The organism is Nostoc sp. DedQUE02 (assembly GCF_034531035.1).
Taxonomy (GTDB): Bacteria; Cyanobacteriota; Cyanobacteriia; order Cyanobacteriales; family Nostocaceae; genus Nostoc.
This window is the reverse complement of record NZ_JAVRBY020000002.1, coordinates 233502-252260: the sequence shown is the minus strand read 5'-3', so window position 1 is coordinate 252260 and position 18759 is coordinate 233502. Positions and strand designations below refer to the sequence as shown.

At 41.8% G+C, this 18759-nt stretch carries 16 protein-coding genes and 1 pseudogene; 6 read left to right on the top strand and 11 right to left on the bottom strand.

Annotated features, from left to right (window positions below):
• Positions 1 to 292 precede the first annotated feature (292 nt).
• Complete coding sequence (locus RMX98_RS03535; protein ID WP_322681879.1) at positions 293 to 871, top strand: Uma2 family endonuclease; 579 nt, start codon at positions 293 to 295, stop codon at positions 869 to 871.
• Between the two features lie 152 nt (positions 872 to 1023).
• Positions 1024 to 1230 (top strand): hypothetical protein, encoded by a 207-nt coding sequence (locus RMX98_RS03530; RefSeq protein WP_409881048.1) that lies wholly within the window; start codon positions 1024 to 1026, stop codon positions 1228 to 1230.
• 99 nt (positions 1231 to 1329) lie between these two features.
• Here RMX98_RS03530 and RMX98_RS03525 read toward each other — a convergent pair whose 3' ends face one another.
• Positions 1330 to 1578, bottom strand: a complete 249-nt coding sequence (locus tag RMX98_RS03525; RefSeq protein ID WP_322676376.1) for a hypothetical protein — start codon at positions 1576 to 1578, stop codon at positions 1330 to 1332.
• A 145-nt stretch (positions 1579 to 1723) separates the two neighbouring features.
• On the bottom strand, positions 1724 to 2713 hold the full coding sequence (locus RMX98_RS03520; RefSeq protein ID WP_322676377.1) for a DUF6745 domain-containing protein: 990 nt from the start codon (positions 2711 to 2713) through the stop codon (positions 1724 to 1726).
• A 76-nt stretch (positions 2714 to 2789) separates the two neighbouring features.
• Here RMX98_RS03520 and RMX98_RS03515 point away from each other — a divergent pair, with 76 nt between their 5' ends.
• On the top strand, positions 2790 to 3494 hold the full coding sequence (locus RMX98_RS03515) for a Uma2 family endonuclease (RefSeq protein WP_322676378.1): 705 nt from the start codon (positions 2790 to 2792) through the stop codon (positions 3492 to 3494).
• Between the two features lie 201 nt (positions 3495 to 3695).
• On the opposite strand, the gene RMX98_RS03510 is transcribed toward RMX98_RS03515, so the two are convergent.
• The 4 genes and pseudogenes from RMX98_RS03510 to RMX98_RS03495 all read right to left on the bottom strand — a co-directional run bounded on the left by RMX98_RS03510 (position 3696) and on the right by RMX98_RS03495 (position 7080).
• Positions 3696 to 5192, bottom strand: coding sequence for an aldehyde dehydrogenase family protein (locus RMX98_RS03510; RefSeq protein ID WP_322676379.1), 1497 nt, complete (start codon positions 5190 to 5192; stop codon positions 3696 to 3698).
• 198 nt (positions 5193 to 5390) lie between these two features.
• Positions 5391 to 5669, bottom strand: a complete 279-nt coding sequence (locus RMX98_RS03505) for a pentapeptide repeat-containing protein (RefSeq protein WP_409881074.1) — start codon at positions 5667 to 5669, stop codon at positions 5391 to 5393.
• A 246-nt stretch (positions 5670 to 5915) separates the two neighbouring features.
• A pseudogene (locus tag RMX98_RS03500) lies at positions 5916 to 6212 on the bottom strand (pentapeptide repeat-containing protein); the annotation flags it as partial.
• Positions 6213 to 6357: 145 nt separating this feature from the next.
• Positions 6358 to 7080: a cyclase family protein gene (locus tag RMX98_RS03495; RefSeq protein ID WP_322676381.1), complete on the bottom strand. Its 723-nt coding sequence runs from the start codon at positions 7078 to 7080 to the stop codon at positions 6358 to 6360.
• 914 nt (positions 7081 to 7994) lie between these two features.
• On the opposite strand from RMX98_RS03495, the gene RMX98_RS03490 reads away from it, so the two are divergent.
• Entirely contained in the window at positions 7995 to 9377 is a 1383-nt protein-coding gene (locus RMX98_RS03490; RefSeq protein ID WP_322676382.1) for a PrsW family glutamic-type intramembrane protease, read from the top strand.
• Between the two features lie 372 nt (positions 9378 to 9749).
• Here RMX98_RS03490 and RMX98_RS03485 read toward each other — a convergent pair whose 3' ends face one another.
• The 4 genes from RMX98_RS03485 to RMX98_RS03470 form a co-directional block, all read right to left on the bottom strand.
• Positions 9750 to 10397: a hypothetical protein gene (locus tag RMX98_RS03485; RefSeq protein ID WP_322676383.1), complete on the bottom strand. Its 648-nt coding sequence runs from the start codon at positions 10395 to 10397 to the stop codon at positions 9750 to 9752.
• 148 nt (positions 10398 to 10545) lie between these two features.
• Positions 10546 to 12120 carry a CHAT domain-containing protein gene (locus tag RMX98_RS03480; protein ID WP_322676384.1) on the bottom strand — a complete coding sequence of 525 codons (1575 nt, stop codon included), beginning with the start codon at positions 12118 to 12120 and terminating at the stop codon, positions 10546 to 10548.
• Positions 12121 to 12501: 381 nt separating this feature from the next.
• Positions 12502 to 14766: a protein phosphatase 2C domain-containing protein gene (locus tag RMX98_RS03475; protein WP_322676385.1), complete on the bottom strand. Its 2265-nt coding sequence runs from the start codon at positions 14764 to 14766 to the stop codon at positions 12502 to 12504.
• A 585-nt stretch (positions 14767 to 15351) separates the two neighbouring features.
• Complete coding sequence (locus tag RMX98_RS03470) at positions 15352 to 15708, bottom strand: NAD(P)H-quinone oxidoreductase subunit M (RefSeq protein ID WP_322676386.1); 357 nt, start codon at positions 15706 to 15708, stop codon at positions 15352 to 15354.
• A gap of 871 nt (positions 15709 to 16579) precedes the next feature.
• On the opposite strand from RMX98_RS03470, the gene RMX98_RS03465 reads away from it, so the two are divergent.
• Positions 16580 to 16864 carry an Npun_R1517 family heterocyst differentiation transcriptional regulator gene (locus tag RMX98_RS03465; protein ID WP_069070488.1) on the top strand — a complete coding sequence of 95 codons (285 nt, stop codon included), beginning with the start codon at positions 16580 to 16582 and terminating at the stop codon, positions 16862 to 16864.
• Positions 16865 to 17567: 703 nt separating this feature from the next.
• Here RMX98_RS03465 and RMX98_RS03460 read toward each other — a convergent pair.
• Positions 17568 to 18263 (bottom strand): response regulator transcription factor, encoded by a 696-nt coding sequence (locus RMX98_RS03460; RefSeq protein WP_322676387.1) that lies wholly within the window; start codon positions 18261 to 18263, stop codon positions 17568 to 17570.
• 42 nt (positions 18264 to 18305) lie between these two features.
• Here RMX98_RS03460 and RMX98_RS03455 point away from each other — a divergent pair, with 42 nt between their 5' ends.
• A complete protein-coding gene (locus RMX98_RS03455) occupies positions 18306 to 18578 on the top strand; it encodes a hypothetical protein (protein ID WP_322676388.1) in 273 nt (90 codons plus the stop codon).
• Positions 18579 to 18759 lie beyond the last annotated feature (181 nt).

Here is an 18759-nt window from a genome sequence, read left to right as displayed (position 1 = left end):
AGCGATTGCACCAAACAAAGACAAACCCTGCATCTAGTCTGAAAAAATGGTGTTCAAGAGCGATCGCAACACTCAAAGATTGCTTTGCTAGCAATGAGTTTTTATAATTAAGCGATCGCACCAAACAAAGACGAACCCTGCATCTAGTCTGAAAAAATGGTGTTCAAGAGCGATGCCTGGGTTGGGCTACGCCTACGCTGGACTCTGAAATTCATTGCTAAGATGTCTTGATACAATTAGTTTGTGGTAAAAAGCTTCATTAAATTTTGATGTCATCCCCAATATAGTTACTATGACAGCGATCGCCATCAACTTAAACCCCATCATCCAACTCACCGACAATCAATTTTATCAGTTGTGTCGTGAAAACCCTGAAATCAAATTTGAACGCAATGCAAGGGGAGAACTTCTAATCATGCCACCCACAGGCGGAGAGACTGGAAATCGTAATATTGAAATTGCGGCAGATTTTGTGATTTGGAATCGTCAAACTCAACTAGGAATTTGCTTTGATTCTTCCACTTGCTTTAAATTGCCTAATGGTGCAAACCGTTCTCCTGATGTCGCTTGGATTAGAAAAGAACGATGGGATACACTTACACCTGAAGAGCAAGAAAAGTTTCCACCTATTGCACCAGACTTCGTTTTAGAGTTAATGTCACCCAGCGATTCTTTGAAAGAAACCCAAGAGAAAATGCAGGAATATATCGATAACGGGGTTAAATTAGGTTGGTTAATTAATTCAAAATTACGTCAGGTAGAAATCTACCGTCTTGGTCAACCAGTGGAAATATTAGAACATCCAAAAGAATTATTAGGTGAAGATATTTTACCAGAATTTACTTTAAATTTAGCAATAATCTGGAGATAAATATTAATTTATGACAGCATCAAAAAGCGATGCCTGCGGTATTTGCTAGCCAACGCAACACTCAAAGATTGCTTTGCTGGCAATGAGTTTTTATAATTAAGCGATCGCACCAAACAAAAACCAACCCTGAAGTCACTCCCGTCAACTCTGTAGTGACTTTCGTCAACCCTGTAGTCACTCCCGTCAACTCTGTAGTGACTTTCGTCAACCCTGTAGTCACTCCCGTCAACTCTGTAGTGACTTTCGTCAACCCTGTAGTCACTCCCGTCAACTCTGCATCTAATCTGAAAAAATGGCATCAAACAGCGATGCCTGCGGTATTTGCTAGCCAACGCAACGCTCAGAGATTGCTTTGCTGACATATTTGCCGGACATGATATCATCGGCAGAATCTAGAAAAATATCGAGAAATTCCAGGCGCGATAAAAAGATTAATGGAGAAGAGTTAAAAACAACCTTCACACACCTGACCAATCCTTCTCTATAGCGATATCTTCTTCAGTCAAGTAGGAAAATTCCAGCCCCATTAAATCTAATAGCTCAATAAATACATCAAGCTCTATTTCCATAAGTTCTGCGGCTTTTTTCAAACTAATAACTCTTGAAAATAACGCCACTATGACAAACAAAAAAGTTTCTTTTTGCTCAATATTATTAAATAATTGAATTTCGGAGGCAATACTTCTTAATTCTTCCTTACTAGTCATAGACATTTCAAGCGATCGACTGAATATCCTTAGATATTATCCTATCCCAAACTTATGCAAGCGATTTTTACCAGCAAATCAACTTAACGCGAAATCGGCGGTTATAAACTTCATCTACATACTGGGTTACAACAAGTTATGATTTCTAAGTTTTACCTCGGTTTACCCAGCGTGCCGCCTCAATAGCAGAGATGAACCGCATAGACACTCTAAAAACCTGCACTTCTCCCGTATTTGGATTTATTACTTTGAGGAACTGCTTAGGCTGGACATTAATTCCTTCAACGACACGTAACAACTTGTATTCTTCCCAAGAGTCAATTTCGACTGCCTTCATTTTTTCAAATATCTTTGTCCAGGCGATATCGTCGAGTTGACGCTTGCGTTGTAGGGTTATTTTACCGTGATGTGCATTCAGGCTATAACCATCTGCAAAGCCTACGGCAGGTGTATCTTCGCCGTGGAGATGGTTATTGCTATCAATATTAATTGTGGTGCAATGGTTGGAAATAATCGCGATATTTTGAAAGAAGAAAGTCCAGCCGCAATTTTTAACAAAATCTTCTAAAATGAATAGTTGGTTTTCAAATTGCTGGTAGTTGAAACTCTGAATACAAAAGTCAAAATAACTGCATCCTGCAATTAAAGTTTCCGGTTTGCGACAAGAAGAGAATATATTTTTAATCAACTGGCTATTGCGTTTACCAAAATGTTCCTCCAAAACATCTCCCCATTGTATTTCTAACTGTTCTTGGAGTAATTTGGCATATTCATTTGCTAGATGATTGTCAAACAAAGAATGTAAATTTGTTTGTAAATCAACGGGTAATCGCGCGAGCAAATATGATTGCAACTTACTGTAGATTTTACTCCAGTGGGAACTATCTATAGCATCACCCAGAATTGTCTGAGAATCAACTTTGAGCAAATTCCAGATGTACTCGAACCCAGCGTTAGGGCTATCAACGATAATTATTTCAGGTTCAGTGAGTTCGAGTGCAGTATATATTGCTCGAACTGCATCCGTAGCCTGTTGTTGGTTGATGGGTTCGGTAGATAGTCCAATGTGTTGCCATTTTTCTCGACATCGGGATATGAATGCACGTTGTTCTGGTGTCAGGTAGTCGGCGGACATAGCAGGTATGCGAAATAGTGGCTATCTTGTATTAAAGCAGATTATTTGATTTGGTTAATGAATCGAAAAGTGCTGTATGTATAATTACAATCCTTTAGACTGCCTACCTTCATCGGCGGAATTACCAGATTCTGATGATATCCCTGTGGATAACGAACTACAAATATTAATTCCTAATTTATTGTTAGCCATCTTAGCCTCGATTTGGCAAACCCGTGATGACTGGTTTTTCGGTATCAACATGGGAATTTACTATACACCATTACAACCTGCTATAGTCCCCGATGGGTTTTTGAGTTTAGGTGTTGAACGTTTTGTTGGAGAAAACGGACGTTCTAGTTACGTTTTCTGGGAAGAAGAAGGAATTGCGCCCATTTTAGCTTTAGAAGTGGTTTCTCAAACCTACAATGGCGAATATGAACAAAAGAAAATAGACTATGCTCAATTAGGCATTTTATATTACGTCATTTATGCACCAACGCGGCTACGTCGTAAGCGTCAACGTTTAGAAGTTTATCGCTTAGTTGAAGGTAAGTACACTTTACAACTCGGCGATCGAATTTGGATGCCAGAAATTGGTTTAGGGATTGGACGAGAACAGGGTACTTATCAAGGTAGAACACGAGAATGGCTGTTTTGGTATGACCAAGATGGTAACAGATACCAAACTCCAGAAGAAATAAACGCACAACAGCAACAACAGCTAAAACAAACTCAGCAGCAGTTTCAAGAACTTTTAGCCAAATTACAACAACGAGGAATTGACCCAAGTTTACTATAGACCTCTTGCAAAAATATATTTTTGCAACTCTCAGGGTAAAGGGTAAAGGGTAAAGGGTAAAGGGAAAGGATTTTGAGTTTCTTTACCCTTTTCCCCTTCACCTTTACCCCGACAAATGCCAAGAAGTCTTATGAAATACCCCTGGCTTAAACTTTCGCGCAGCCAGAGGTAGTTAATTATCTGAGGTGTAGTTGCAAATAATTAACTACGATTATCTATCTGAGCGCGTTGCAAACTTCCAGAGAAATCAACATAGACACTTTTCCATTCTGTGAAAACATCCATTGCAGTAGTTCCCGCTTCGCGGTGTCCGTTACCAGTTTGTTTCACACCACCAAAGGGCAAGTGTACCTCTGCGCCAATAGTCGGGCCGTTGATATAGGTGATACCTGCTTCGATGTCGCGCATAGCAGTAAAAGCCCGATTGATATCGCGGGTGTAAACTGAAGAAGAAAGACCATAATTGCTATCGTTGAGAATTGCGATCGCATCTTCAAAGGAGCTAACCTCAATTAATGCCACCACTGGCCCAAATATCTCTTCACGAGCAACTCGCATATCAGGAGTTACATTATCCAAAATAGTTGGTTGAAAGAAGTAACCGTTTTTTAATGAGCCTTCACTAGCGATTTCTCCACCAATTAAAACCTTTGCTCCTTCCTCACGAGCAATATCTAAATATTTACTCACCTGTTGGAGTTGCTTTTCATTGACTATTGGCCCAATATCTGTATCAGAGTCAGTGCCAGCACCCAAGCGTAACTTACTGGTACGCTCATAAAGCATAGCGGTAAATTTTTCTTTGATATCACGATGCAAAATCAGCCGACTAGTAGCCGTACACCGTTGCCCAGTTGTGCCAAACGCTCCCCACACCGCACCATCGAGAGCAAGTTCTAAATCGGCATCTTCCATCACTATTTGAGCGTTTTTACCACCCATTTCCAAACAGACACGCTTGTGAGTGCGTCCGCAAGTCGCACCAACAAAAGCACCGGTTTCTGAAGAACCGGTAAACGATACTAAATCAACATTGGGATGCTCAACTAAAGCTTTCCCCGCCTCTTCTCCCACACCATGCACCAAGTTAATTACTCCTGGTGGTAAACCTGCTTGTTGAAAAATTTCAATCAATTTAGTTGCACAGGCGGAAGTATCTTCAGCAGGTTTGAGAATGACTGTATTGCCACACACCAAAGCTGGCATAGCTTTCCAGCAAGGAATTGCCACCGGAAAATTCCAGGGAGTAATTAAGGCACAAACTCCTATGGGCATCCGCACAGTCATGGCAAATTTATTGGACATTTCCGAAGGTGTGGTTTGCCCAAATAGTCGCCGTCCTTCGCCAGCACTGTAAAAGGCGCAGTCAATACCTTCTTGCACATCTCCCCTAGCTTCCGTCAAGGGTTTACCCATTTCCCGACTGATTAATTGGGCAAGTTCTTCTTTATGCTGGAGTAATATTTCCCCAACGCGAAAAATGTATTCTGCCCTCGCTGAGGCCGGGACTTTGCGCCAACTGTGGTAGGCTTTACGAGCTGCGGCTACTGCTGTATTTACATCTTTAACTTGAGAACGGGGAAATGTGGCCACGACTTCGGTTTTGTCGGCAGGATTGCGACTTTCTAGGGTTGCTTCTCCTACAGCACTCAACCATTGACCGTCTATATAATTACGGCAAGATAGCGGAGTTGTCATTTTGAAAATCTCCGACTGATGATCTACTGAAAACTTGTGTATTAAGTTTGCTTGCTTTCTAGGTTATCGTCAAGTCAGAATTCAGGGGTTAGGAGTCAGGATTTAGGTTTTTATCTTGCGCCAAGGTAATACAGTGTAGCTTTACAGATTGATACCGTCCGCAGCATTGCATTCAACTGCATTTTTAACCCATAACTGTTAACATCCCTTATTTTGATGACTTCCATCTGGCATGATAGTTCTACAAAAGATTGCACCATCAAAACAACACCTGTGGTCATCATCTTTCATATATGCTCCTTCAAAATTTGCATTACTTAAATTAACGGCAATGAAAGAGTTATCAGCTAAACCTACCTCTTTAAAAACAGCGCCACTCAGGTCAGCAAAATCAAAAAAAGATGTTTGAATTCTTGAGCTTTCAAAATTACAGTTTCTCAAGTCAGCATAACGTAATTCAGAGTCTGTAATCCACAAACGCAGAACACTACCGCTCAATCTGATTCCTGTCAAATCTAAAGCGTGCTCTAACGTGAAAATTCTTTCTCCTGAGTCATAGCGTTTTTGTAATGACTTAACAGCCTCGCTAGGGTGATAGTTATAACTCTCAATATCTCCATTAGGTAATATGGCTTCATGAAAAATTACGTCAGTGTAATTCCAATCCCAATTAGCATTTGTGAAAATTGTTTGGCGAGAGAACGAACCTGCTAAGTTACATTCTTCTATTGTCGCTGACGTAAAATTTGTCCTAATTAGACTAGAGTCACAAAGAAACGTTTTGGTTAAATCAGCATTGGTTAAATTACTTTCGTTAAAGTTAGTTACCTCTATTTGTGAGTTACTTAAATTAGCATTGGTTAAATTGGCAGAACCTAAATAGCAAAACCTCAGATTAGCACCGCTTATGTTTGCACTGCTTAAATTGGTTCCCATCAAACAAGTAGATTCAAGCCAAGCTTGATTAAGATTAATGTCACTCAAATCAAGGTGATTTAGCTGAAGACCTTTCAAAACGACTTTAGAAAAATCTCGTTCTCCTGATTCCTAACGTCTGAGAAACTCTTCAGCATTCATTACAAGTTACACCGTTTCATTGCTCTGTATATCATTATTATTAAGTATCAATTCTGAATTCTGACTCCTGAGTTCTGAATTCTTTGCCTTAAGGCACTAACGCCAACACGCCCACAGGAGAACCAGAACCACCACGTAATCTTAGAGGTGCGATCGCTAGAGTACTCCCTTTCGGTGGCAGTTGATCCAAATTGGTTAGATTCTCCAAGACAATGCGCGGTTGTTCTAAAACTAAACGGTTAATCGCAAAACTGTTATCCTGTCCAGGGTCTACACCATGAGTATCAATTCCTACCCCAGTTATTTGCCGTTCATCCAGTAAAAATTGAGTCGCATCGCTGCCAAACCCTGGAAAGTGGGGAATTCCTTGAGCATCATGATTGATAAATGCACTTTTATCAAACCACTTTTTTTGCCAACCAGTATTCAGTATAACTACGCAGCCAGCAGAAATTTCACCGTATTCTGCTTCCCAAGCCAAAACATCAGCAAGAGTCAAAGCATAATCAGGATTAACTGCTGTGGCTTGGCAAATATTTATGACTATCGCAGGTACAACCAAAGACTGGGCTGAGTATTGATCAATTCCCAGAGCATAACTATAAAAGCTGTTAGGGGCGTTGATATGGGTAGCACTATGTTCTCCCAAGGAGAAACGCCGCAGGTAATAGCCATCATTATTTAGTTCAGCCACAGTTTCAAATTCTACTGTGGGATCTCCAGACCATTGGGGAATATCTACGTCAATTACATGACTTAGGTGGATAACGCGTGTGTAGGTGATACTATTTTGACTTTCGGGTTGTATCATCCCAACCTTCTATCTTATTTGTACTCAGGGATTTTTTTAGGTGAGTAGGATGCACACTGTCGTGGACATCGCCGAGATTAGGCTACGCCTACGCAAAGATAGTACTACCATTACAACGTTTTTTAAACCTAATTGCCTATATTTAGAGAAATAATCCCTCCAATTCCTGTAAGTTTCAAGTTATTGAGGAGGTTCAAATACGCATTTGCGTACTTCTTCAGTCATGCCTGGGCTATTGTCGGCAATGCTAATGATTACAAGGTCCTATTTAATGAAAGTGCGAATGCGAATTGTAGGGATGGGGCATCCCTTCTCTGCGAGACGCTACGCGTAGCTTGCTTCCACGTTCGCATAGCGTTCCGTAGGGAAGTGGTACGGCTTACCTCGGCTTCTCTGCGAGACACTACGCGTTAGTAAAGCTTTCGCTTTAGCGATACGTTCGGCACAAGTCGCTCAGAGCAAGTGGGCATTGGGCACTTGTACTGAACGACTTGCTTTGACTTGTGCCGAGCAATATTGGGCGCTAACCTTTCACTTGGGGAGAAGATCGTACTGGCTCACAACATAGGACTAAAAATTATATATTTTTGAAATTGAACTAAATGCAGTAAAAACTACTGTTTTTTGAGAAATTGCTATGGGTTGAATTTACAACTATGATGTCAAAAGTACAGAACCGATACAATCTGATTTATCCGCCTAACAAGCCAGGTTTAGGACAAAATCTCAGTAGATGGAATACTTATTTACATTAAGTAAAACAATTTGAAATTTTGCATTGAGAATTTTAAATTTCTTAGCAGTAAGTGAAGCTATAGTGGATTTAGCAATGCTGCTGTTAATGTGGCTAAGGGTAGTCCTGCTGCCAAATTATGTGAATGTGAAGAATTAGTTTAGAAACGCACTTCTTATCGATGACAGGCAAAAACGCAAGACATAATGCATTTCTGCGGCTAGTGTCTGGTAATGGGGCAGCTTCTGGAGCAGAATCTCGCTACTCGCTGCCCCCCAGTAAAGAGATGGTAATTGGACGCGACCCCAGCTGCCAAGTTGTCTTGGATGCCATGATGTACCGAATGGTATCTCGTCGTCATGCGGTGGTTCGTCCCCTCTCTCTATCCCCAGATAGCAAATTTAGCTGGGTGCTTTGTGACTTGAATAGCGCTAATGGCACTTATTTGAATGGACAACGCTTGTATGAATGTCAAGAATTGCACCCAGGCGATCGCATTTCTCTAGGTGCTGATGGCCCGCAATACATTTTTGAGTATGAGTATAGCTCACTGACTCCGGCGACGACAGTGAACCAAGTTACACCACTGCCTTCAGCAACTAACTACCACAACCACACGCAATTAAAGCAGCCAGATTCTGTTAGTTTCACCCAGCTTTTTCCAATTATTTCCACTGGTAAAGATTTAACTAGTAAAGCTTACCTGGTACCGGGAATACTGACCGTAATTTTTGTGGTGCTGATGTTCGCTACAGTAGGTCAGCCGCAAGCTAATCAAGTGATCGTAGCAAGTTACATTGCCTTTGCTGCCTACTATTTTGTTTACCAACTTTGCGGAAAACAGAAGCCTTGGTGGGTGCTAATGGCTACAGCATTGGGTACAATACTGATTTTGCTCAGTCCCCTGTTGGATCTATTTATCTTTGTTTTTCGCGGTATTTTGCCTGGAAGCTTGCCCACACCCCAAGAATCTATCACTTTCACAGAGTTGCTGGTACGGATGTTTTTTGGCGCTGGCTTGATGGAGGAATTACTTAAGGCATTACCTGTACTAGGGGCTTTTGCCATCGGTAGAATGTTGCCTCCACCTTGGCGGGAACGCATCGGTATCTGGGAACCTCTAGATGGTATTCTCCTGGGAACAGCTTCTGCTGTGGGCTTTACTCTTTTAGAGACCCTCGGTCAGTATGTGCCCGATATCACTCAAAATGTTACGCAACAGGTAGGTATAGGCGCTGCTGGTCAACTAGCAGGTTTACAACTGCTAATTCCACGAATTTTAGGCTCTGTAGCGGGACACATGGCTTATAGTGGCTACCTGGGTTATTTTATCGGGTTGGCTGTCCTCAAACCTAGTAGAAGTTGGCAAATTCTTTCTATTGGTTATCTGAGTGCCTCTGCGCTCCACGCTCTGTGGAATGCTACAGGATCGATCAATGCCTTGCTGTTGGTAGTCGTTGGGGTGTTATCTTACGCCTTTTTGATGGCGGCAATTCTCAAGGCACGGGCGCTATCACCGACGCGATCGCAAAATTTTGCTACCCGATTTCTGGGCCCGAAATAGGAGATGAGAGTAGGGGGAGCAGGGGAAGATGAGGCAGAACAACTAAACCAATGCCCAATACTTCGGCTACGCTCAGTACAAGTGCCCAATGCTTAAATATTCGTCTCTTGGGGTGATGATCTAGTTATAAAATTAGCGTACCGTTAGTCTATTCTGGGGATAGATTTATCTACAAAAATAAAAATCATCAAACTGCAAAAGTCTTGATTTTGAGTTCTTTTTTTGTGCCTCTGCGTCAGAAAAACTAATCTCGTTGCCAAAAAGACCTCTGAAAAAAGTGAACGCAAAGCGCGGGTGATGCAAACACAACGCATGATCCATGAAAATTTTAGCTTTCTCTATTTTTCCTATTCCCCATCCCCCATTCCCCATTCATACTTCAGGCTGAGACTTGTTAAGTTCAATGAAAGCATAAGAAGCGATCGCTAAACTAACCTTTGCTTTCTCTACTTCTGATAAAGCTGTCCACTCGCTATTTTGAAGATTACTGAGCGCAGATGCCGCATTTTGCGATTCGCTACTTCGCATCGCATAAGCAAAAGGACGAGCCAATACTAAAAGATCCTCTGTTCCCCAACTTGGTAGTACTGTCTGAACGCACTCAACCAGTTGCTCACTGATTAATTGGCGAGCAGCATATATCTCAGCAGCTTTGCTGGCAATGGTGTTGAGTAATGCTTGGGGAACATAGGCATAAAAATTAGTACGTAATGTTTCTTGAAGATTAAGCACTACTGCCTGTTGTTGGTTATCATTATATTCTGGTTTAGAAGTGATACCAGACCAAAGTGTGTCTAGATGTCCGTAAAAATCTTGCGATCGCCTCATTAGTTCTTCATCAAGCAAATCTTCCATTCCGAACTGTTGTTCTAGTTCTTGAAAATAAGCTTCTGATTGCTCATCACCTGGATTCCAAGGATAGGTAGCATCCTCTGGTTCCAGTAATGCTTCTAATAACTCTAAGTCTATTTGAGATGGTAAAGAAGAGAAAGTGTCTGAGCCGTTAATTTTGTGAGCCATTTTTTCTTACCTCATGATTATTTGGTGGTATTGACAACTACAATTTTTCAGAAGATATTTCCGCAAAAAAAAGTGGGATTTTTCTCCAAAAAAAACAGATTTTCAAAGCTGATACTTAACATAAAAATCCATTCGTGTAATAGCTTTGCTAGGAGTCTTCGATCACAAACTCCCAGGTTTCACCTCTAGCACTTCCAAACTTTACCTGCATCCCTGGTTTCAGTGGGACTTCCTCTCGGAGGATTTGTTGCCAACCATTAGGCCCTAAAAACCAGGTTGTCCCATAGGTGGAAAAGTCTTGCAAATAATAAGTTCGCACCAATGTAGCATCAGTCAGAGTATTGCGGCAAAAGATTTCAGCGTGGCGTTTGGATACGGATGGTTCGGGAATGACAATATCATTGTCTCTCGTGCGGCCGATGCGGGTGACTCCATAACCCAGTAACCAGGTTTTACCTTTGGGAGTGAGTGATCGTAAACTTGCAGTCGGATGCGAGGAACCTTGATCGGGAATGGCTGTATCTGGTAGTTCTGTAATACCTTCATCAAGATTCTTAATGAGTTCGCCATTAAAATCTGGATGCAGGTAGAGAACAGGCAAAGTCCAAGCAGGTTGATTAAATTTATACAGTGTTAACAACTCTTGCCTAGCCTGTGTTACAGCTTCATCAATTGGTTTGTGCAATCGTAAAGCTTCGGTAAAGGCTTGAATAAAACTGTGGCTTTCGTGGTCAGCGATTTCATCGCGCATTCCCAAAACCGCAGGCACACCATGACGAATCAGTACTTCTGCTAAACTGCTGGCAGGTATGGCTTGATTATTAATAGCAGCTGGCTGTGCGCCCCAACAGGCGTTAAAAACTGCTAGTTTCACACCTGTGCGGGTCAATACTTGCGCCAATTCTATGCCATTGAGGGGCATATCTGGTCGCAAAAACAGTAATCCTCCGTCTGGGTCAGGCAAACCATGTCCAGCGTAAAAGAAAACATTGTATGCATTGGTTTCTAATTCATCAATCAACTCCTGTGGAGTCGGTTGAATGAGTTGATGCACTACACAAGGTGCATATCTTTGGGAATTACCAGGCGTATCTACAAGAGTTTGCTGTAACATAGCCGCTTCTTGTTCCAATTGCAGCTTGTCATCATGACCTAAAACCAGCAGAATACTTAAAGCTTGGTCAGTTCGCAAATACGGCAAAGCGTCAACTTCAGTGCTGGTGCGACTAAATAGCAAATCTTGGGAAAGAGACATCGCCGATTGTCCAGGCTCACGCTGCATAATTTCCCAAGGGAAAGCAATGAGATCCGGGTCGCGAATTTCTAGTCGAAAGCGCAAACGTGTATGCTGACCCATAGCAATACCGCGACTACGTTCTAGACTACCAAGAATTTGCCCATCGAATACCCAGCGCCATAAACTCATTCCCAAGTATTGCATCAAACGACTGCTGTAGGGGCCGGTGGGCTGACCTGAAGGGGGTGAAATCCAATCTAGGGGAAATGGGTTACTCTTTTGAGATGTTGAGTTAGGGGAAATATCTAGGCGACCATGACCAGCAAACATCTGCTGCCATTCGTGCCAGACTTGGGTGAGTTCAACAGGCCATACACAGTCACGTAAAACGTAGCCACTGGGATAGGGAGCCTTGACCACCCAAATGGCGAAGTTGTCAGTGCCAGTGTTTAGGAGACGGGCGATCGCCAAATTCAGGGATGGCATGGATTCATTAAACTAAAAACTAAAAAAAATAATTTCAAGAGAAGAAGAATTCAGAAGCCAGAATTCAGAATTTAGAATAAATGAGTGGGGATTTAAACCGACATTAATTGTTTTGCACCAAATTAGAGATATGGTGGGTGTTTTTAACTCGGTTATTTCAGACGTTCGCGGACTCGCTAACGCTGCGCTATCCACCAATCGTAATTCATTCTGAATTCTGACTCACCTCGACTGCGCTCGGCGACCTCCTGACTCCTGAATTCTGTTTTCATAACAATTGTCCAAGGTAAAAAATTTCTAGATTTTTTGACCTTGTAAGTTTTTTACTCTGATTGTTACCTGTTATTATTTCAGGTTTCTACCAGTTTATCGAGTATTTGACTAAGTTGGACTGGTATCAGCTGGTTCGGTAACTGGTGGTTGGGTGACAGTCCGACATGGATTTGGTGCGTCTGATTGTAAAACAACGCCAAAACGGGTCAGTTGGGAGGAGTTTAGCAATACTTTTGCTGGCAAAGGTTTTGAATTTGGTGGAACTGGGGTAATTACTGCTGGGTTATTACTATTAGCGGGAGGTTGTGTGCTTTTATTGGCACAGACTCGCATAGACACCAAAAAACTTTCAGAAGCAGGTTTGGGATTTGATATTTTCTCAATAACTTCTAAAAAAGTCCCACGAGGGAGCGATTGGTTGTTTCCCAAGGAGATGTCATTGTTGGTTTTAATTACCCAACCAGGAGAAAGGTTCGCAAGCGATCGCGGTGCGGGTGTCGCTTCAATGGTAGGGTTGGCAGTTGGGGTGGGATTGGAAAAAATTGGAAATCCCCCTGATTGCGATCGCAGTTGTTTCACAAAAAATCCTAAAGAACCTGCCGCTACCACAAATATTAACGGAACTATCCACTGTAGCGGTATGCGCGTTTTAACTGGCTCCTTTTCGGTAATCACCTGAGTCTTGTGATTTGGGCTATCTAAAACTGTTGGATTTGTTGCCCTGGATGTAAAATCAACGGTTTTGGCAGAATAACTCTCTGGAATCACCGCTTTGATCGTGATTTCTGGTTCCCAGTATTGGACTTGATAATGAACTAAAGCGACGGTGACATTATCGTGTCCATTTTTAGTATTGGCAATTTCGACTAATCTATTGGCAACAGTTGCTATATTTGCTTCCCCAACTAGAATTGGCAAGATTTCTGTTTCCCAATACTCCTCCACTCGATCAAAATCACTCAAACCATCGGATGTGAGCAGAAAAACAGCATCTTCGTCGAGCATAAACCGTCCCGATGTGGGATGCAATGAACTGCTAGACCCCATGCCCAAAGCTTGGACGAGAGAACCAGCAGCACTCTGTTGTACAGCCTCGCGGTAAATTGCGTAACCTAGCCGCACTTCGCGGGAAGCAACATCATCATCGAGGGTAACTTGATAACAGCCGTGGCGTGTAATCCAGTAGGCACGACTATCGCCGACGTGGGTAATGTACATTTCATGAGCAACAGGCAATGCCATGACTAAAGTCGTGCCCATGCGTTGACGCCCTTGGCGATTTTCACCGTCATTGCGCTGACTGATTTTGTCATTGGCCATTGCCACTGCCTTATCTAGGTCATTCAGCAGTAGTGAAGGGTCTATATGGTCGTAGGGAACCTTTGTTAATTGCTGTACCTGCTGCTGGATTGTTTCAATGGCTAAATTTGAGGCGACATTGCCGCCTTCGTGCCCACCGATGCCATCACAGACAATTGCTAAGGCTGTTGGCTGGGGTGGTTTGCTCACCAAAGTTCCACTGGGAGGGCTACAGGCATCTTCGTTACGTTGACGACTTGGTCCAGTGTCTGTTTTGGTGATAATTTGGATCGTGGGTGTTTGCGATCGCCCTAACCCAGCCAGTCCCCGATCTAAAACTTCGACTAATTGATCGGTTGAATTAATTTCTCCCTGAATTAAAGCAAGGCTAACGCGATCAACAAATTCCGTGATCGCTGGTTTGGCAGTGCTAACCAACTGTTGCCAAAATTCACCTAATTGGGGCAATTCTGGTGATGTGGCGCTGTCAAAACGCAATTCCAACAAACGTATTAATGAGCCTTCTACCCGTAATACATAAGAGTCAAGTAAGCTAGAGGCTACACCTTCACTTACAAGAGGTTGCCACAGATGAGCTATTTGCCATAACCAATTCAATTGGCGCATCGATGTTGCATCACGCCAAGCGATGGTTAACTCGCTGCCCAAATGCACTTGTTGGGTAGTGTCGTCTACTATGAGTGGCGGTTTTTCTAAAAGTAATATTTCTCGGTGGGAAGACCCGTCAGCAACAAAAAGCACTCCATATACCTGCGGTACGTGTAAACGGTAGGGAATCAATCGCAGGTAAGCTTTTAGAGGCTGTAAATTGTCTAATTCAGGCGTTAAGGCTAATAAACCTGGTTTCGTATCTAAAAGAACAAATTTATCAAGGACTAAATAGCGATCGGCTATTATTTCTCCAGGGCTACCCACATTTGGGCTATCTACCACAGCCCAGAGATAATTTTTGGGTAGGGGCGTGGAACATCGCTGGCAAAACTTGTGAGTCAGGGGGTTGGCAGCCTGACAATTTTCGTTTGGACAGTAGAGCGTTGCCGCGTCATTTTCCATAGTTTTCGCACCGATCAGCGATTGGCAATTTCTTTAATAGCATTAGTAGGGACAATCTAGACCGCTCATCTTTCTTAAACTTGACATACCCAGACTTTAGATGATGATTTTAGCTGGCGGATATCAGCAGGTGCTAATACTTAACTTATGCAAAAAATACGCTCCTAAGTCAACCCTACAGCCTAATCATAGCTTCTATTGCCCTGTGACTCTTCATCGCCAAAGCAACTAACTCCAACCCTGTTACCAAAGCATAACCCAAGCATAACTGCGCCCCAAGCTTTTGCTGAATTACCTCATCATCAAGAGGCAGATAATGTTGGTATTTATTTAGTTTATAAGTAGGATAGCAACAATTAACTTTAATTAAGAATTAAGAATAGCAAATATATTTTTGGCAAAACTACCTGAGTATGCATTGGCTCTAAAAATCTCTTCAGCACTGCTGTTAGTTGTAGTGGGGCGTTGGGCTTGTGCTGAGTTAAGAAGTAGACTTATGAATCTTTCCACTCTAAGCCGAGGCACTTTTAACTCAGCACTTTTGATTTAAGAAGGGTTCAGCCAGTTCGATCTCAACTCATTGGCTTATTTGTCGTCAATGGCAACTTGGGGGACTCCCATGCTGTAGTTGGTAACACGGGCAGAAAGATTGTAGCTGACTTCGCCGAGTTGTAGGAGCGATCGCAGATAATGCTCTAAGTCTGACCCTATACGGCGCAAGTTATAGTCTGTGAGGTCTGCGCCGCTAGATGCTTCTACTAATTCATCAAATTTTCGATAAATTTTTTGCAGCGCATCTTCATTCCAATTAAATTCGTTATCTGGGTCAACATCTAAAGTTAAGACTTGTTGACTAGGAATCAGTTCGCCATCCCGGTCAATTTCACCTGCAAAAATGCGGATATGCCGGGTTGTGGACTTGAGCAGCATTGGGTTATCCATAAAAGGGTGTAAGATTTGCGTGGATTAGACTGGAATTATTGTAGACCCTATATTCGAGCTTAAATGCTTTCAATTTACAAGCTTTGAAGGCATTTTCAAAAGCGTATATTGAATGGGCATAAGTAAAAATATCACCTGTACTGATTAGCTTGCTACTTGTGTTATGAGTTGAAGACAAAATTAATCGCTAGTACTGACAGTAGTCCAATTATTTTTCTGTAAAAATTATTGGGGAGAGTATTTTTATTTGCTGTACAAATCTTACCTACTGCTAAGATTTTTTTTACTCATCAAGCCTAAAACACAGTAGGGTGAGGCACTTGACAGGAATAGTTTTATGTATGTACCTTTTTTTATTGAGAACAAAAGTTCTGACATTAATAATTATGCTCATCAATTTTACCGGAATTTTCTATTGCAAAAAACGTACATCAAGTAATTTCACTGAGTAGCGCTACATCGACTGCTGGCTTTAATAAATTCAAAAAAAAGCAGCGATTTTACTTACGTATAAACACCAAAATTAAAGTAACAAGTCAAACTGTTAGTGACATTAACATAAAGTTGATGTAAAAACCTTTAAAAAGGTTGAACAACTTCTTACAGAAACTTTATTGTGTAGAATCTTAAAAACTGAATAATAGTTATGGCTTACCATAAGCTACATCTGGTACAGAAATAATGTCAAAATCTAGACACTGAAAATCTAGCTTGAAAATACACCACAGGAGAGCGAAATGGAATACAAAGGTGATTGATGAAGAAAAATTCTTAATTCAAGCACTTTGGATTCAAAAGAGATATAAAGAATTTTTGCTGGACATCTACCTCCTTACCCTCATGACAACCAAGTAAAGGAATCTCAATAGCTATGAACTCCAAAGCATTACCACGCCAGATAAATAATCTCGAAGTAGGTGTTTACGAGTGCGAAATCCATCTCAAATTCCGGTTGATTGAGGAAAAGAGTCTATTGAGCGATCGCGAGCAACTCTTACAGGTGCTACTTGATGCTTTAACCGAAGGTTCTGATGACTTTCTAGAGACACTGCAAGCTTCTGTTAAAGCCCAAGAAGTGTCTGAGTTTAAAGCCTCACCTCAAATGCGACGACAGCTAATGCGCTTGCGTAATGCTGCTGAAAATCCTCAAACTTAAAGGTGTAATTTAAGTACTGAAAAAATGTGAATTGGGCATCAAATCAAATGTTGACCCCATAGCCCTGTTGCCATAAAAATTAAGCAGCAAGTAGAATTCATAAAATATTGTGATTTCTACTTTGTGAGGGTCTTATTTAGCAGCACAAAGTCCCAGGAACAGTTTCCGCTATTAAAAACTTTGTAGCAAAGGGTACTGGTAGAATCTAAAAGCAAATTCAGCCGGGTGCATTTTACCAAGTTTTTATTAAAACATTGCCGGAAGAACAAAACCCTGTGTCTTTACAGATGGGGAATTGGACAACAGGCTCGAATCAAATGAAAATCTAAAAGACCAAAGTAAAAATAAATAACCTTTCTTTTAGCTTTTGCTTTAGCTAAGTGCCTGATTTGCTGAAAATACTTATGTTTCATCTATTACTGGTAATAGGTTATGGTTTAGCAGCCAGTTACCTATTACCGATTACCCAGGAGTAGGAGAGAAATCAATTCAAAATTCAAAACTTGTACTGAGCGTAGCCGAAGTATTCAAAATTCAAAATTAAACAACTTCTGCCTCCTGTCTCCTGCCTCCTCTTTCCCAATGACGGCAGTTGCTCCACTTGGTGAGCGAGTCCGGTCTTGTTGTTTCAACAAAGAGGAACTCGCGAACCCGAAGGGGGAGACCCCTGCGTACCCGTCACTGCCTCCCCAATGCCCAATCCCTATTTAGCAAGACCGTGTTCTAGAGCAAAACGAACTAACTCTGTACGGCTATTAGTGCCAGTTTTACTAAATAAACGACTGACGTATTTTTCTACATTGCGGACGCTGGTTTCTAAGCGACGGGCGATTTCTTTGTTCATCAACCCTTCTGCAACCAAATTTAAAACGCTTTGTTCTCTTGGTGTCAAATCAATTTTGAAAGGGGCTGGCGATTGGGAAATGGCATTTCTTTGAGTTAATAATGCTTTAATTTGGGCAATTTGATTGGCTAGTTCAGCAAGATCGGGGGTTTCAGAGTCGTCTCCGGTACTTGTAGCCTTAGCGGCGCGACGGGCTAGCAAATTTTCGACTATAGCCACTAACTCGTCTGGATCAAAGGGTTTGGGTAGATAAGCATCAACACCAGCATGATAGCCTTGGATGCGATCGCCTGTCATACCTTTAGCTGTTAAAAATACTACTGGGAGTGCTTGAAACCGGGGATCTTCTCGCACTTGCTTGAGAAACTGATAGCCATCCACCTGAGGCATCATCACATCAGAAATCACTAAATCAGGTGTATTTAGCTGCATCCATTGCCAACCTTCAAGGGCGTTACTGGCGACTTGAACGCTGAAACCGCTCTCTTGCAAATAGTCTTTCACGGCTTCCCGTATCCCTGGTTCATCATCCACCAGTAACAATTGTGCTGACATTTAAAATTTCCTTGAATTTTCCTTTTTCCAATTTAGCGAAAGTTGGCAGGCATTGATCAGGAGTTAAAGACTATCAAGTTAAGGAATATCAATACAGGTAAGCTAATTAACACACTTGCTGGACATCACAGTTATGTTTGGTCTGTTGCTTTTAACCTCGATGGTCAGAATCTTGCCAGTGCTAGCGCGGACTACACCATAAAGTTATGGCACATTATCACTGGACAAGAACTTTACACACTGGGCAACCATTCTGATTGGGTTAACTCTGTCGCTTTCAGTCCTGATGGCAAAATTTTGGTTAGCAGTAGTTGAGATATGACCATCAAGCTTTGGCGATGCGATATTTAACGACAAATTAAAAATTTAGATGATTTCAGTAAATTGCTAGATTTTTGATCAGAACATCATCTGACAGCTTAATAACATCCATCTTTGGGATACTCTTTCTCTAGATTAAGTATTAACTCCCTAGAGATAGAGCCACTTATTTGAA

Coding starts and splice junctions, on each gene's coding strand:
- RMX98_RS03475 (WP_322676385.1), bottom strand. CDS start 14,766: ATGGAAAATGACGCGGCAACGCTCTACTGTCCAAACGAAAATTGTCAG.
- RMX98_RS03535 (WP_322681879.1), top strand. CDS start 293: ATGACAGCGATCGCCATCAACTTAAACCCCATCATCCAACTCACCGAC.
- RMX98_RS03510 (WP_322676379.1), bottom strand. CDS start 5,192: ATGACAACTCCGCTATCTTGCCGTAATTATATAGACGGTCAATGGTTG.
- RMX98_RS03470 (WP_322676386.1), bottom strand. CDS start 15,708: ATGGATAACCCAATGCTGCTCAAGTCCACAACCCGGCATATCCGCATT.
- RMX98_RS03485 (WP_322676383.1), bottom strand. CDS start 10,397: ATGGCTCACAAAATTAACGGCTCAGACACTTTCTCTTCTTTACCATCT.
- RMX98_RS03490 (WP_322676382.1), top strand. CDS start 7,995: ATGACAGGCAAAAACGCAAGACATAATGCATTTCTGCGGCTAGTGTCT.
- RMX98_RS03465 (WP_069070488.1), top strand. CDS start 16,580: ATGAACTCCAAAGCATTACCACGCCAGATAAATAATCTCGAAGTAGGT.
- RMX98_RS03495 (WP_322676381.1), bottom strand. CDS start 7,080: ATGATACAACCCGAAAGTCAAAATAGTATCACCTACACACGCGTTATC.
- RMX98_RS03515 (WP_322676378.1), top strand. CDS start 2,790: ATGTATAATTACAATCCTTTAGACTGCCTACCTTCATCGGCGGAATTA.
- RMX98_RS03525 (WP_322676376.1), bottom strand. CDS start 1,578: ATGACTAGTAAGGAAGAATTAAGAAGTATTGCCTCCGAAATTCAATTA.
- RMX98_RS03520 (WP_322676377.1), bottom strand. CDS start 2,713: ATGTCCGCCGACTACCTGACACCAGAACAACGTGCATTCATATCCCGA.
- RMX98_RS03460 (WP_322676387.1), bottom strand. CDS start 18,263: ATGTCAGCACAATTGTTACTGGTGGATGATGAACCAGGGATACGGGAA.
- RMX98_RS03480 (WP_322676384.1), bottom strand. CDS start 12,120: ATGCCATCCCTGAATTTGGCGATCGCCCGTCTCCTAAACACTGGCACT.